The organism is Klebsiella sp. K4 (assembly GCF_014596785.2).
GTDB classification, from domain to species: Bacteria; Pseudomonadota; Gammaproteobacteria; order Enterobacterales; family Enterobacteriaceae; genus Klebsiella; species Klebsiella pneumoniae.
In genome coordinates this window covers 4,199,590-4,213,727 of sequence record NZ_CP115021.1, presented here as the reverse complement: position 1 = coordinate 4,213,727, position 14,138 = coordinate 4,199,590, and the positions used below count along the sequence as shown (strand labels likewise).

13 protein-coding genes are annotated in these 14,138 nt (G+C 58.8%); 8 read left to right on the top strand and 5 right to left on the bottom strand.

What is annotated here, in order from left to right:
* Positions 1–382: 382 nt before the first annotated feature.
* Both IB144_RS20905 and IB144_RS20900 read left to right on the top strand, forming a co-directional pair.
* Positions 383–1,252 carry a DMT family transporter gene (locus IB144_RS20905; protein WP_040171783.1) on the top strand — a complete coding sequence of 290 codons (870 nt, stop codon included), beginning with the start codon at positions 383–385 and terminating at the stop codon, positions 1,250–1,252.
* Positions 1,253–1,347: 95 nt separating this feature from the next.
* On the top strand, positions 1,348–2,013 hold the full coding sequence (locus tag IB144_RS20900; RefSeq protein WP_023322122.1) for an HAD family hydrolase: 666 nt from the start codon (positions 1,348–1,350) through the stop codon (positions 2,011–2,013).
* Positions 2,014–2,601: 588 nt separating this feature from the next.
* On the opposite strand, the gene IB144_RS20895 is transcribed toward IB144_RS20900, so the two are convergent.
* The 5 genes from IB144_RS20895 to phnC all read right to left on the bottom strand — a co-directional run bounded on the left by IB144_RS20895 (position 2,602) and on the right by phnC (position 6,496).
* Positions 2,602–2,772, bottom strand: a complete 171-nt coding sequence (locus tag IB144_RS20895) for a LysR family transcriptional regulator (protein WP_130261662.1) — start codon at positions 2,770–2,772, stop codon at positions 2,602–2,604.
* 100 nt (positions 2,773–2,872) lie between these two features.
* Complete coding sequence (gene phnE / locus IB144_RS20890) at positions 2,873–3,757, bottom strand: phosphonate ABC transporter, permease protein PhnE (protein WP_040215677.1); 885 nt, start codon at positions 3,755–3,757, stop codon at positions 2,873–2,875.
* A complete protein-coding gene (gene phnE / locus IB144_RS20885; RefSeq protein ID WP_002890001.1) occupies positions 3,754–4,626 on the bottom strand; it encodes a phosphonate ABC transporter, permease protein PhnE in 873 nt (290 codons plus the stop codon). Before phnE (IB144_RS20885) ends, phnE (IB144_RS20890) begins: the two co-directional genes overlap by 4 nt.
* A 66-nt stretch (positions 4,627–4,692) precedes the next feature.
* Positions 4,693–5,631 (bottom strand): phosphonate ABC transporter substrate-binding protein, encoded by a 939-nt coding sequence (gene phnD, locus IB144_RS20880; RefSeq protein WP_040215676.1) that lies wholly within the window; start codon positions 5,629–5,631, stop codon positions 4,693–4,695.
* 22 nt (positions 5,632–5,653) lie between these two features.
* Positions 5,654–6,496, bottom strand: a complete 843-nt coding sequence (gene phnC / locus IB144_RS20875) for a phosphonate ABC transporter ATP-binding protein (protein WP_004177295.1) — start codon at positions 6,494–6,496, stop codon at positions 5,654–5,656.
* A gap of 847 nt (positions 6,497–7,343) precedes the next feature.
* On the opposite strand from phnC, the gene IB144_RS20870 reads away from it, so the two are divergent.
* The 6 genes from IB144_RS20870 (at position 7,344) to IB144_RS20845 (ending at position 14,138) form a co-directional block, all read left to right on the top strand.
* Entirely contained in the window at positions 7,344–7,886 is a 543-nt protein-coding gene (locus IB144_RS20870; RefSeq protein WP_004144585.1) for a helix-turn-helix transcriptional regulator, read from the top strand.
* A 74-nt stretch (positions 7,887–7,960) separates the two neighbouring features.
* Entirely contained in the window at positions 7,961–8,548 is a 588-nt protein-coding gene (gene ecpA, locus IB144_RS20865; protein WP_002890053.1) for a common pilus major fimbrillin subunit EcpA, read from the top strand.
* A gap of 58 nt (positions 8,549–8,606) precedes the next feature.
* The gene (locus IB144_RS20860) at positions 8,607–9,275 is read left to right on the top strand and encodes a fimbrial chaperone EcpB (RefSeq protein ID WP_004144586.1); all 669 of its coding nucleotides are present in this window, start codon (positions 8,607–8,609) and stop codon (positions 9,273–9,275) included.
* A 25-nt stretch (positions 9,276–9,300) separates the two neighbouring features.
* Positions 9,301–11,826 (top strand): fimbrial biogenesis outer membrane usher protein, encoded by a 2,526-nt coding sequence (locus tag IB144_RS20855; protein WP_021312330.1) that lies wholly within the window; start codon positions 9,301–9,303, stop codon positions 11,824–11,826.
* Positions 11,816–13,459, top strand: a complete 1,644-nt coding sequence (gene ecpD / locus IB144_RS20850) for a fimbrial adhesin EcpD (RefSeq protein WP_149358899.1) — start codon at positions 11,816–11,818, stop codon at positions 13,457–13,459. Before IB144_RS20855 ends, ecpD begins: the two co-directional genes overlap by 11 nt.
* The gene (locus IB144_RS20845; RefSeq protein WP_002890061.1) at positions 13,428–14,138 is read left to right on the top strand and encodes a fimbria/pilus periplasmic chaperone; all 711 of its coding nucleotides are present in this window, start codon (positions 13,428–13,430) and stop codon (positions 14,136–14,138) included. The genes ecpD and IB144_RS20845 overlap by 32 nt, the downstream gene beginning before the upstream one ends.

The following is a 14,138-nucleotide window of genomic DNA, read 5'->3' as shown; positions in this document are numbered from 1 at the left end:
ACTGCTTTGTTTTATAGCCGATTAAAAACCACGGCTGAATAAGCCGAGGCCGCCTTTACGTTTATTTACGATTAAAAATAAACAACCTCGGGCTGGATCAGCCATAAAGGGCAGTTGTCACTCCGCAACGGTCTGTGCCAGGATGCTGACAGGAACATTTCACGAGGCATTCCATGACGCATTACGCCATCTCTAGCGAGACTTTGCCCGGCGCCGCTTTCGACGCGGGGTGGATGACGTCTGCGCCTCATCATCGCTTCGCCACGCTCTGCCCACCGCCTCCCCCTCCAGACCGGGTAGTTTTCGGCGCTTAACGCCGTCTTTAGCAGGCGCTTACCTGCCGGTATGACGCTTCCTTGTGTTTGACGTTCTGGAGCATGCTATGCACGTTCGCTATTCTCTGCTCGCCTCGCAGGCGACAACGGCCCTTTTTGTGCTGCTGTGGGGCAGCGCGGCCATCTTCACCCGCTGGGGACTGGATAACGCCTCGCCGATGGCGCTGCTGGTCTTTCGTTTTCTGGTTGCCCTGGTCGCGCTGGCGCCGCTGGCTATCGTCCGTCGGCGCTGGCTGCCCGCGCCGGGCACCCGCCTGCAGACAGCTGTCACCGGACTGATGCTGATTGGCGGCTATTCGGTCTGTTACTTCGAGGCGATGGCCAACGGCGTGACGCCGGGACTTATCGCCACCATCATGGGGATTCAGCCCATCCTTACGCTTTGCGTGGTGGAGCGCCGCCTGCAGGGGCGGCGGCTGTCAGGACTGCTGCTTGCCCTGGCGGGGCTGGTGCTATTGGTGTGGCGCAGCCTGGCGGCCTCGCCGATGGCGACGGTGGGGATCCTGTTTGCGCTGGCGGCGCTGCTGCTGATGACCTTTGGCGCGCTGTGGCAAAAGCGCAGCCGTCAGGCGCCGGCGGATGTCCTGCCGCTGCAGTATGCCGTTAGTCTGGGGCTGTGCCTGCTGATTGCCCCGGTCAGCGGCTTCCAGTTTACCGTTAACGCCGGGTTGATTATTCCGGTGCTGTTTCTCGGACTGCTGATTTCGGTGGTCGCCCAGCTACTGCTGTACCGTCTGCTGAGCGCGGGAAATATCGTCAATGTCACCAGCCTCTTTTATCTGGTGCCAGCGATCACGGCGCTGCTGGATTATCTGCTGCTGGGCAACCGGCTGCCGGCGGCGGCGATGATCGGTATGATGGCGATCGTCGGCGGGATCGTGCTGGTGTTCCGCACAGCGAAGGTCCGCGCCGGCTGATGGCGAGCCGGGCGCTGCGGCGTCCGGTTCATTTTCCTGTCATCTTTTTTACGCATGCTCCCGGCAGCTTATTTTGACCAGTAAGGGAAAGTATCATGGGCAACACGCTGACGATTTTTGATCTCGATAACACCCTGATACAGGGCGATAGCAGTACGGTCTGGAGCCAGTTTATGGTTCGCGAAGGGCTGGCGACGCAGAAGGGGTATCTTGCCCGCGAGGCGCGGCTAATGGCGGATTATGACCGGGGAGAGATGAATATCGCCGATTATGTGGCCCTGATCCAGGCGCCGCTGGCCGGAATACCGAAGTCGGACGTTGACGCGCTGGTGGCCCGCTGCGTGCGCGAGGCGATCCTGCCCCGGGTCTATCCGCAGGCGTGGGAGCTCATTCGTCGTCTGCGGGCCGAGGGAGAGCAGATGCTGATTATCTCCGCCTCGGTTAGCCTGCTGGTGCAGGCGGTGGCCGCCGCGCTGGAGATCGATCAGGCGCTGGGTATTGACGTGGCGATGGTCGACGGCGGCTACAGCGGGGTCATTGCCGGGATCCCCAGCTATCAGCAGGGGAAGGTGGCGCGTCTGGCGCAGTGGCGCGAGGCGCATCCGCAGTATGACGGCGAGGTGACTTTCTATACCGATTCCATTAACGATCTGCCGCTGTGCCTGCATGCGGATCGCGTGCGGCTGGTCAATCCCTGTCCGCAGCTGCAGGCGGCCGGTGCCGGATACGGCTGGCCGGTGCTGAGCTGGCGGCTGGAATAGCGGAGCGGATAAATTTTTCTACAGGCCTGTGGGTTCAGTCGTCCCAGTCCGGATAAACCCTGTAGGCCGGGTAAGGCGCAGCCGCCACCCGGCATAAAAGCAGCTCCGTACCTGATGCCATCGCCCGGCGGCGCTGCGCTTGCCGGGCCTACAGACAGTCGGAGCCGGACGAGTAGGCCGGGTAAGGCGCAGCCGCCACCCGGCAATAAAGCGGCTCCGTGCCTGATGGCATCGCCCGGTGGCGCTGCGCTTACCGGGCCTACGATGTGTCAGCCTGTGAGAGGGCCCTGTAGGCCGGGTAAGGCGCAGCCGCCACCCGGCGAAATATCGGCGCAATCGGAAATGTCCCTGCCCGCGCTGCGCTTAGCAGGGCTACAGCTTCTATGTTACTTCCGGGCCGATTGCGCTCCCGGTTAATTGTCTGCGTTATGGCAGTCATGGCGCAGGGAGCGCACAGGGGGCGGCCAGTCGCCGCCGCCCCCTGTACCCCCGGGCTCCGGCCAGCAACATCGCCACTGCGTGGTGCCTTCGACTTATCCCTGCAGGCTTCGGGTCGGGCCGAGGCAGCGTCCCTGCAAAACACGGCCCTCAGCCCGCATCCATGCGGGCTGCCCCGGCCTTCCGGGAACGTCTCAGCGATGTTGAGGCCGCCAGCCCCGGCAGTTTCAGCAGCCCCTGCGCCAGCGGTGATTTGGGGCTGTAGGCCGGGTAAGGCGCAGCCGCCACCCGGCATAAAAGCAGCTCCGTGCCTGATGCCATCGCCCGGCGGCGCAGTCCAAGTTGCTTGCCGGGCCTGGAGACAGTCAGAGCCGGACGAGTAGGCCGGGTAAGGCGCCAGCCGCCACCCGGCACAAAGGCGCTAGCGTTTGTCCTGGTACAGCGGCACCACGGCGCCGCCGATATAGCGACGGCGCAGCCAGGCGGAGAGGGTATCCATGATCATCACCACCGCCACCAGCAGCAGGGTGATAAACATCACCACATCCCAGTTCCACAGACGCATATTCTCGGCATAGATAAGCCCGATACCGCCGGCGCCGACGAAGCCCAGCACCGCCGCGGAGCGGGTGTTGGATTCAATCTGATACAGGCTAAGCGCGAGGAAGGTCGGGAACGACTGGGTAAAAATGCCAAAGCGATGCTTTTGCAGGCCGTTCGCGCCCACGGCGGTCAGCCCGCGCCCGGGAGATCGGTCCACGGCTTCGTGACCTTCCGCGTACAGCCGTCCCAGCAGGCCGGTGTCCTGCATGATGATCGCCAGCACCCCTGCCAGCGGCCCGAGGCCTACCGCGCGTACAAAAATCAACCCCCAGATAGCCATGTCGATCCCGCGCAGCACATCAAACAGGCGGCGCATCAGCAGGGCGAGGGTCCCCAGCACCACGCCGCGCATGATGTTGCGGGCGGCGAAGAAGGAGAGCAGCAGCGCCAACACCGTGGCGGTCAGCGTCCCGGCGAAGACGATGGCCAGGGTGACGCCGATTTGCGTAAAGTAATAGCCGAACGGCCAGTTCCAGAAGTCGTGCCAGACGAACATCCGCGCCAGGTAGCGGCCAATCTGCTGCAGGCCGGTGGTCAGCTGCTCGCCGCTGATACCAAACTGCAGAAAAAACCAGACGTAATAGAGCAGGCAGGCTAGCGCCACCAGCCCGACGTAGAGCAGGTAGCGCCCCTGGACCTGATAGAGCTGCTTATGCTGCCGCCGGCTGGCGGCGAGATCCGGTTGCATGTGCCAGACGCTCATTTCTTACCCTCCAGTACCCACAGGCGCAGACGACCGGACAGCATGTCCAGCGCCGACACCACCAGAATGATCAGCAGCAGGGTGATGCTCACCTGATCGTAGCGGTCGAGCTTGATGTTGGTCATCAGCTCCTGGCCGATGCCGCCCGCGCCCACCAGCCCGAGAATGGTCGACGAGCGGAAGTTGATTTCAAGTCGCATAAAGCCATAGGAGAGAAACAGCGGTTTCACCTGAGGCCACAGGGCGAAGCGAATTTTCTGCAGCGGGGACGCGCCGCAGGCCGCCAGGCCGCGTACCGGTTTGTTTTGCGCGCTTTCCACCGCCTCGTAGAACAGTTTGGTCAGGCTGCCGACGGTATGCAGCATCAGCGCCAGAAAGCCCGGGATCGCGCCGATGCCGAACGCCATCACAAAGATCACCGCCCACGCCAGCTCGGGCATGGTGCGCAAAAACGCCACCAGCACGCGAATGGCAAAGCGCACCGGCGCCGGGGACCAGGCGTTATTGGCGGCAAGAAACGCGAAAACCGTGGCGATGGCGACTGCCACCAGGGTCGAGGCCAGCGCCAGCTGCAGGGTTTCCCAGATCAGCGGCAGCTGGATCGGCAGGCGATAGCCCCACCAGGCCAGCGACCCTTTGGTCTGCACATCGGCGAACAGGTTGCCAGCGCTCAGGGGCGGAATGGTCTCTGCCATATAGTCAAAGAAGTGGGGCAGCGAGTGCCAGATAGTCAGCAGATTAAATTCCGCGGCGCTGCCAGCGGCAAAATAGAGCGCCAGCAGCAGCAGCGACCAGCAGACGGCATCGCGCTTTTGCCGCGAGCGTACCTGCTGGTAATAGCGTTCAAATTCGGTGTGGGTTGTCTTCATGCGTCGGGGATCTTCAACGTAGCGCCGCCGCTTACCCTGGGGCAGGCAGGCGGCGTTGAGGCAGGATTAACGCGCGCTCACCAGCTCGCGTTTCATATCAATAATCTGCTGGAAGTCAGCCACGCTGCCCGGGCCGATGTGCTGAGTACCGCCCATCGCTTTGATAAAGCAGGCGTGATCCTCGGTGTCCAGCTTTTTCACTGCCGCCACGACCTTCGCCTTAAAGTCCGCCGGCAGCGCATTGCTCACCAGGATCGGGCCGTTCGGGATCAGCGGCGATTGCCAGATAATGCGGATCTGCTTCATCAGATCCGGATGATCCATGCGAATCAGGCGGTTGAACGCGCCGGTAGTGTAGCCGGTGTTGTGATCGCCAACCATCGAGGCCCACGTGACCGCGCCCGCGAACTGGCCATTCAGCACGCCGAGGATGTCCTGCTCATGGCCGCCGGAGAAGGTGACGCTGGAGAAGGTGTTGTTGTATTTATTGTCGGCGTTACCGCCAAATTTTTCTTTAAACGCATGGTTAGGGATCAGATACCCGGAAGTGGAATCCGGATCGGCGAAGCCGAAGGCTTTGCCTTTTAAATCGTCCAGCGTTTTGTACGGGGAGTCGGCTTTGACGATCACCACTGAGTGATAGCCGCGAGACTGATCTTTGTCGTCCACGGCGATGCCGACGATATCCACCGCTTTCGGATTATTGAGATAAACCGAGGCGTAGGAGGAGGGGGACATGCTCAGCACCACGTCGACTTTGCCCCCCAGCAGGCCCTGGATCACCCCGGAATAGTCGGAAGAGTTGCGCAGTTTGGTATCCACGTTCAGCTCTTTATCGAGGAAGGCCTTCACGCACTGGTTATCGCCGATTTGCTGGGTGGCGTTCTGGCCGCCGAGAATGCCCAGATTGAGCTCTTTCGGCTGCGCCGCCGCTGCCTGCCATGCCATCATCATGCCCGCGACCATTGCGGATAAACGAACTGCGCCAGTCATATATTTTTTCATTATATTGCCCGTGTGAGTGAAATTAATGCAATTGGCTAACTTCATCGCCGTACAGCCGCTGCAGCACATCCTGCGTCAGCCGGGAGGGGTGATCGTCAAAAATAAGCTGGCCGCTGGCGACGCCGATAACCCGGGTGCAGTAGGCCCTGACCAGCTCCACCGAATGCAGGTTTACCATCACGCTGATGCCCTGCTCGCTAATCTCGCGCAGCACATCCATGATGCGCTGAGTGTTTTTCGGATCCAGCGAGGCGACAGGCTCGTCGGCCAGCAGGATCCCGGGGTTTTGCATCAGCGCCCGGCAGATCGCCACCCGCTGCATCTGCCCGCCGGAGAGGTTCTCCGCCCGCTGCAGCGCGTGCGGCAGCATGTTCATCCACTCAAGCAGCGCAATGGCGCGCGCCCGGTCAGCTGCGGGAAAGATTTTAAACAGCGATTTCAGGGTTGAAGTCTGGCTGAGGCGGCCCAGCAGGACGTTGGTGAGCACGTCGAGGCGCGGCACCAGGCAGAAGTCCTGAAAAATCATTCCGCAGTGGCTACGCCAGGCATTGAGCGCGCGGCCTTTCAGCTGTGAGACATCGTGCGGGGTACCGACTTCCGGGTAGCTAAGAATTTCTCCGCCGCTGGCGCTGTGGGTGCCGTTGAGGACATGCAGGAGCGTCGATTTACCGGCGCCGGAGCGGCCAATGACCCCGACCATTTCCCCGGCGTGCAGATCAAAGCTGATGCCGTCCAGCACTTTGTGCTGGGCTTGATAAGCTTTACTCAGATTACGCACGCTTAAGACCTTCCGCTGCCGGCCGGCAGCGAGATCAGTGAACGGCTGGAAATCAGTTTCGGCCACCGCGGCAAGAGAGCTGTTCATAAGAGTGTCCAGGTTCGTCATTAACTGGCCACTATTAATAGGTCTTTATATGAAATTTCGATGACGGTATTGCGAACAAAGCGTGAACTGGCGTGAAAGAGCGACGGCCAGCGGCTCAACGCGTGCGGCATGCCGGCGGCTGGCGAAGCGCCGAAAAGCCGCTATGCTTTGGAGGACGCGGAGACAGACCGGTTCGTAGGCGTAGGCAGTCTTCGGCAATCTTCGCTTAATCTTGATGAAGAAGACTGTTTAATCGAATAGATAATGCGTCTGCCTTTGTTTAGCATTCAACATCCCGCATGTATTAACATATACATAACTATTTTGTGCGGCAGGTTAATCTATTCATTAGTCTTATGTGTTGGTGAATCATCCTGGTTTTTGTTTATTTGTAGATTTATATCCTTTCTTTTGTGCTAAATCCGGTTTATTTGATAAGCCATTCAAGAGTTCCATTAAGAATATTCCTAACATAATAGGGCGAAGATCCTGGATAATATAAAGCGCAGATAAGAATTGACGGTTATATTACCAATAACCTTATGAAAATAAATGTCTTTTTCTGGCGCTCAAAAATTTGATATTTTCAGTTTTTGTAAATATTGACCTGGGCGCGAAATTCATTGCCTTTCCGCATGTTGACACTCCATAGGAAAAAACTTAAATTCAACGCCAAGCAGAAAATAATTATAGTTTAATCCCCGCTTATCCAATATTGATAAGTAATGCGTGTCTTATTTAATGGCGATTTATTAAAGGAAACGAATACGCCAGTAAACTTTATAGGCCTGGCAAGCAGTGACGTTGTAAAAATGATTACTTCAAGGACTATGAGGTTAAAAACTATATGGAATATAAAAGCTGTTCCGATAAGTATATTTGGTCTGCCGATGACTCCTATTTCTATAAAGGACTGTCCGAACTGATTGTAGACATCGACGAATTAATTTATCTCTCACTGGAGAAAATCAGAAAAGATTTTGTGTTTATCAATCTCAATACGGCTTCATTAAACGAATTTATCAGGCGCGACAGCGAATGGCTATCCGCGGTAAAGGGGAAACAGGTCGTATTGATTGCGGCCAGGAAATCAGAGGCCTTAGCGAACTACTGGTATTACAATAGCGATATTCGCGGGGTGGTATATGTTGGTCTGAGTCGCGATATTCGAAAAGAACTGGCCTATGTAATTAATGGCAGGTTTCTCCGCAAAGATATTAAGAAAGATAAAATTACAGATCGGGAAATGAAAATTATCCGCATGACCGCCCAGGGCATGCAGCCGAAATCGATCGCCAGAATTGAAAATTGTAGCGTGAAGACAGTGTATACCCATCGGCGTAATGCTGAGGCCAAACTGTATTCCAAAATATATAAGTTAGTTCAGTAACACCCAGGCAATTCTGTTTTTTAAATGGTTCACCGGGACATCATGTCCTTAATTCAACTCAGGATGAAAAAGCGATGAAAAAAAAGGTTCTGGCAATAGCTCTGGTAACGGCGTTTACCGGTATGGGCGTGGCGCAGGCTGCTGACGTAACGGCTCAGGCTGTAGCGACCTGGTCTGCGACCGCTAAAAAAGACACCACCAGCAAGCTGGTTGTGACCCCGCTCGGCAGCCTGGCGTTCCAGTACGCCGAAGGCATTAAAGGCTTTAACTCGCAGAAAGGTCTGTTTGACGTGGCGATTGAGGGGGACACAACGGCGACCGCCTTTAAGCTGACCTCGCGTCTTATCACCAACACCTTAACCCAGCTGGATACCTCCGGCTCCACGCTGAGCGTGGGCGTGGATTATAACGGCGCCGCGGTGGAAAAAACTGGCGATACCGTGATGATCGATACCGCCAACAATATTATGGGCGGCAACCTCAGCGCGCTGGCTAATGGCTACAACGCCAGCGGCCGTACCACAGCGCAGGATGGTTTCACTTTCTCCATCATCAGCGGCACCACCAACGGCACCACCGCCGTGACCGATTACAGCACTCTGCCGGAAGGGATCTGGAGCGGCGACGTCAGCGTACAGTTCGACGCCACCTGGACCAGCTGATCCCTCTGATGCACCAGCAGGGGGATCTCCCCCTGCTTTTTTCACGGACGGAATTGTTATGAAAAAGCACCTTCTGGCCCTCGGGCTGCTGCTTGCCGGGGTGTCGCCGGCGCAGGCGCTGGATGTCGGCGATATTTCATCCTTTATGAACAGCGGCAGCAGCACGCTGAGCAAAACGATCAAGAACAGCACAGACAGCGGTCGACTGATCAATATCCATCTCGAACGGCTCTCTTCCCCGCTGGACGGCGGGCAGGTTATCCCGATGGACAAACCGGATGAGGTATTGCTCACTCCCGCCAGCCTGCTGCTACCCGCCCAGGCCAGCGATGTGATCCGCTTCTTCTACAAAGGCCCGGCGGATGACAAAGAGCGCTATTACCGCATTGTCTGGTTCGATCAGGCGCTCAGCGATGCCCAACGCGATAACGCCAACCGCAGCGCGGTGGCCACTGCTTCCGCTCGCATCGGCACCATCCTGGTGGTGGCGCCCCGGCAGGTGAACTATCGCTTTCAGTACGCCAACGGCTCTCTGACCAACACCGGGAATGCGACGCTGCGGATCCTCGCCTACGGCCCCTGCCTGAAGGCCGCCGATGGTAAGGAATGTAAAGAGAATTACTACCTGATGCCGGGTAAATCGCGCCGTTTTACGCGCGTGGACACGGCGGATAAAAAAGGACGGGTGGCGCTTTGGCAGGGTGAGCAGTTTGTTCCCGTGAAATAGACAGCTGTGCAGATGGATAACGACGATGCCTCTACAACGGATTACCCCAGGACTGAAAACGCGGCTTGCCTTCGGCATGATCTTTTTGTTCGTTCAGCCCGACGTCAGCGCTACCGCCGCAGGCGCGCAGCAGATTGGCGGGGTGATTATTCCGCAGGCCTTCAGCCAGGCGCTGCAGGACGGCATGAGCGTCCCGCTCTATATTCATCTCGCCGGCAGCCAGAGCACCCGGGACGATCAGCGGATCGGCAGCGCCTTTATCTGGCTGGACGGCGGCCAGCTGCGCGTTCGGCAGATCCAGCTGGAGGAGAGCGAAGGTAACGCCAGCGTCAGCGAACAGACCCGCCAGCAGCTGATCGGCCTGGCCAACGCCCCGTTCAGCGAGGCGCTCACCATTCCCCTGACCGACAGCGCACAGCTGGATCTCAGCCTGCGCCAGCTGCTGCTGCAGCTGGTGGTCAAGCGCGAGGCGCTGGGCACCGTCCTGCGCTCGCGCAGCGAAGATATCGGTCAGTCCAGCGTCAACGCTCTCAGCAGCAACCTGAGCTATAACCTCGGCGTCTATAACAACCAGATGCGTAACGGCGGGAGCAACACCTCCAGCTACCTGTCGCTGAACAACGTCACGGCGCTGCGTGAGCATCACGTGGTGCTCGACGGCTCGCTATACGGCATCGGCAGCGGTCAGCAGGACAGTGAATTATATAAGGCCATGTATGAGCGCGATTTCGCCGGCCACCGCTTTGCTGGCGGGATGCTTGACACCTGGAACCTGCAGTCCCTGGGACCGATGACCGCTATTTCGGCCGGTAAGATTTACGGCCTTTCCTGGGGGAACCAGGCCAGCTCCACCGTCTTCGACAACAGCCAGTCCGCCACGCCGGTGATCGCCTTTCTGCCGGCGGCGGGCGAGGTGCATCTCACCCGTGACGGTCGGTTGCTGAGCGTCCAGAACTTCGCCATGGGCAACCATGAAGTGGATACCCGCGGCCTGCCGTACGGTATTTACGACGTGGAAGTGGAGGTGATCGTCAATGGTCGGGTGGTCAGCAAACGCACCCAGCGGGTCAATAAGCTGTTCAGCCGGGGACGCGGCGCCGGCGCGCCGCTGGCGTGGCAGGTATGGGGCGGCAGTTTTCATATGGATCGCTGGTCAGAGAGCGGGAAAAAGACCCGGCCGGCGAAAGAGAGCTGGCTGGCAGGCCTTTCGGCCTCCGGGTCGCTCAGCACCCTGAGCTGGGCGGCTACGGGCTATGGCTACGACAACCAGGCGGTGGGGGAAACCCGCCTGACGCTACCGCTGGGCGAGTCGATCAACGTTAACCTGCAAAACATGCTGGCCAGCGACAGCTCGTGGAGCAGCGTCGGCAGCATCAGCGCCACGTTGCCCGGGGGATTCAGTTCAGTGTGGGTTAACCAGGAGAGAACCCGCATTGGCGATCAATTGCGGCGCAGCGATGCCGACAACCGGGCGATCGGCGGCACCCTCAACCTGAACGCGCTGTGGTCGAAGCTGGGGACGTTCAGCGTCAGCTACAACGATGACCGTCGCTACAACAGCCATTACTACACCGCGGATTACTATCAGACGGTCTACAGCGGCGCCTTTGGCTCGCTCGGCCTGCGGGCGGGGATCCAGCGCTATAACAATGGCGACAGCAGCGCCAACACCGGGAAATATATCGCCCTCGATCTGTCGCTGCCGCTGGGCAACTGGTTCAGCGCCGGGATGACCCATCAGAACGGCTACACCATGGCTAACCTCTCAGCGCGCAAGCAGTTTGATGAAGGCACTATTCGCACCATCGGCGCCAATCTGTCGCGGGCCATCTCCGGCGATACCGGGGATGACAAAACCCTCAGCGGCGGCGCGTATGCCCAGTTCGACGCCCGCTACGCCAGCGGCACGCTGAACGTCAACAGCGCGGCGGACGGCTACGTCAACACCAACCTCACCGCCAGCGGCAGCGTCGGCTGGCAGGGCAAAAATATCGCCGCCAGCGGACGAACCGACGGCAACGCCGGGGTGATCTTCAACACCGGGCTGGAGGACGATGGTCAGATTAGCGCCAGGGTTAACGGGCGGATCTTCCCGCTCAGCGGCAAGCGTAACTACCTGCCGCTCTCTCCCTATGGTCGCTATGAGGTGGAGCTGCAGAACAGCAAAAACTCGCTCGACAGCTACGACATCGTCAGCGGGCGCAAGAGTCATCTGACCCTTTATCCGGGCAACGTCGCGGTGATTGAGCCAGAGGTGAAGCAGATGGTCACCGTCTCCGGCCGTATTCGTGCAGAAGACGGCACGCTGCTGGCGAATGCGCGGATTAACAACCATATCGGCCGTACCCGGACCGATGAAAACGGCGAGTTTGTCATGGACGTGGATAAGAAATACCCCACTATCGATTTCAGCTACGGCGGCAATAAAACCTGCGAAGTGGCGCTGGAGCTCAGCCAGGCGCGCGGCGCCGTCTGGGTCGGGGATGTGGTCTGCAGCGGCCTCTCGTCGTGGGCGGCGGTGCAGCAGTCAGGAGAAGAGAATGAAAGTTAATGTACTGATGGCGCTGGCGATCCTCGCGCTGCTCTGGCCGGCAGCCGCGCTCAGGGCGGCGGTGACCAAGACCACCTGGTCGGATGCGCCGGCGCGCGAGTTTGTGTTTGTGGAAAACAACTCCGACGACAACTTTTTCGTCACCCCCGGCGGGGCGCTGGATCCGCGTATGACCGGCGCTAACCGCTGGACCGGCTTAAAATACACCGGCTCCGGGACCATCTATCAGCAGAGTCTCGGCTATATCGATAACGGCTACAACACCGGGCTCAATGCCAACTGGAAGTTTGATATGTGGCTGGAAAACTCACCGGTTTCACACCCCTTAACCGGCCTGCGCTGCATCAACTGGTACGCCGGGTGCGATATGGCTACCAGCCTGATCCTGCCGCAGACCACCGACGCCAGTGGGTTTTACGGCGCGACGGTGACCAGCGGCGGCGCGAAGTGGATGCACGGCATGATGTCGGACGCCTTCTATCAATATCTGCAGCAGATGCCGGTCGGCGGCAGCTTTACGATGACCATTAATGCCTGTCAGACCTCGGTGAACTACGATGCCAGCAGCGGCGCGCGCTGTAAGGATCAGGCCTCCGGTAACTGGTATGTGCGCAACGTCACCCACACCAAAGCCGCGAACCTGCGGTTGATTAATACCCACTCGCTGGCGGAGGTGTTTATCAACAGCGACGGCGTGCCGACCCTCGGGGAAGGGAACGCCGACTGCCGGACGCAGACCATCGGCAGCCGCTCAGGATTAAGCTGTAAAATGGTCAACTATACCTTGCAGACCAACGGCTTAAGCAACACCTCGATCCATATTTTCCCGGCGATCGCCAACTCGTCGCTGGCCTCGGCCGTCGGGGCGTACGATATGCAGTTCAGCCTCAACGGCAGCTCATGGAAGCCGGTGAGCAATACCGCCTATTACTACACCTTCAACGAGATGAAGAGCTCGGACTCGATCTATGTTTTCTTCTCCAGCAACTTCTTTAAGCAGATGGTGAACCTCGGAATCAGCGATATCAACACCAAGGATCTGTTCAACTTTCGCTTTCAGAACACCACCTCGCCGGAGTCAGGCTGGTATGAGTTTTCCACCTCCAACACGCTGATTATCAAGCCCCGTGATTTCAGCATCAGCATTATCTCCGACGAATATACCTCGGCGCCGTCGCGCGAGGGGTATGTCGGCAGCGGCGAACCGGCGCTCGATTTCGGCTACATCGTCACCACCAGCGGTAAAACGGCCGCCGATGAAGTGCTGATCAAGGTGACCGGACCGGCGCAGGTGATTGGCGGGCGTTCCTACTGTCTCTTCAGCTCCGATGACGGTACGGCGAAAGTGCCATTCCCGGCGACGCTCTCTTTTATCACCCGCAGCGGCACGACGCAGACCTACGATGCCGGGTGCGATGACAGCTGGCGGGATATGACCGATGCGCTGTGGCTGACCACGCCGTGGACCGATATCTCCGGCGAAGTGGGGCAGATGGATAAGACCACGGTGAAATTTTCGATTCCGATGGATAACGCCATTTCGCTGCGGACGGTAGACGATAACGGCTGGTTTGGCGAAGTCAGCGCTTCAGGAGAGATTCATGTCCAGGCGACGTGGCGCAACATTAACTAAGGCCCTGCTGACGGTGGGCTGCCTGCTGGCAGCGCCGCTGGCGCAGGCGATCTCGGTCGGTAACCTGACCTTTTCCCTGCCTGCCGAAGCGGATTTCGCCAGCAAACGGGTGGTCAACAACAATAAAAGCGCGCGGCTGTACCGCATCGCCGTCAGCGCCATCGATCGCCCGGGCGGCAGCGAAGTCCGCTCCCGGCCGGTGGATGGCGAACTGCTGTTCGCCCCCCGCCAGCTGGTGCTGCAGGCAGGTGAGAGCGAGTATTTTAAATTTTACTATCATGGGCCGCGGGATAACCGCGAGCGCTACTATCGGGTCTCGTTTCGCGAAATCCCCACCCGCAACCTGACGAGGCGCAGCCCGACCGGCGGCGAGGTCAGCATGGAGCCGGTGGTGGTGATGGATACCATTCTGGTGGTGCGCCCGCGCGAGGTACAGTTTAAATGGTCTTTCGATAAGGTGGCCGGGACGGTGAGCAACACCGGCAATACCTGGTTTAAGCTGCTGATTAAGCCCGGATGCGATTCGACCGAAGAGGAGGGGGACGCGTGGTATCTGCGTCCCGGGGACGTGGTTCGCCAGCCGGCGCTGCGCCAGCCGGGGAACCACTATCTGGTCTATAACGACAAATTTATTAAGATCAGCGATACCTGTCCGCTGAAGCCCCGTCCCGCGGAGTGA

Coding starts and splice junctions, on each gene's coding strand:
- IB144_RS20895 (WP_130261662.1), bottom strand. CDS start 2,772: ATGGCATCAGGCACGGAGCTGCTTTTATGCCGGGTGGCGGCTGCGCCT.
- IB144_RS20845 (WP_002890061.1), top strand. CDS start 13,428: ATGTCCAGGCGACGTGGCGCAACATTAACTAAGGCCCTGCTGACGGTG.
- IB144_RS20855 (WP_021312330.1), top strand. CDS start 9,301: ATGCCTCTACAACGGATTACCCCAGGACTGAAAACGCGGCTTGCCTTC.
- ecpD (WP_149358899.1), top strand. CDS start 11,816: ATGAAAGTTAATGTACTGATGGCGCTGGCGATCCTCGCGCTGCTCTGG.
- IB144_RS20860 (WP_004144586.1), top strand. CDS start 8,607: ATGAAAAAGCACCTTCTGGCCCTCGGGCTGCTGCTTGCCGGGGTGTCG.
- phnC (WP_004177295.1), bottom strand. CDS start 6,496: ATGAACAGCTCTCTTGCCGCGGTGGCCGAAACTGATTTCCAGCCGTTC.
- phnE (WP_002890001.1), bottom strand. CDS start 4,626: ATGAAGACAACCCACACCGAATTTGAACGCTATTACCAGCAGGTACGC.
- phnD (WP_040215676.1), bottom strand. CDS start 5,631: ATGAAAAAATATATGACTGGCGCAGTTCGTTTATCCGCAATGGTCGCG.
- IB144_RS20870 (WP_004144585.1), top strand. CDS start 7,344: ATGGAATATAAAAGCTGTTCCGATAAGTATATTTGGTCTGCCGATGAC.
- phnE (WP_040215677.1), bottom strand. CDS start 3,757: ATGAGCGTCTGGCACATGCAACCGGATCTCGCCGCCAGCCGGCGGCAG.
- IB144_RS20900 (WP_023322122.1), top strand. CDS start 1,348: ATGGGCAACACGCTGACGATTTTTGATCTCGATAACACCCTGATACAG.
- IB144_RS20905 (WP_040171783.1), top strand. CDS start 383: ATGCACGTTCGCTATTCTCTGCTCGCCTCGCAGGCGACAACGGCCCTT.
- ecpA (WP_002890053.1), top strand. CDS start 7,961: ATGAAAAAAAAGGTTCTGGCAATAGCTCTGGTAACGGCGTTTACCGGT.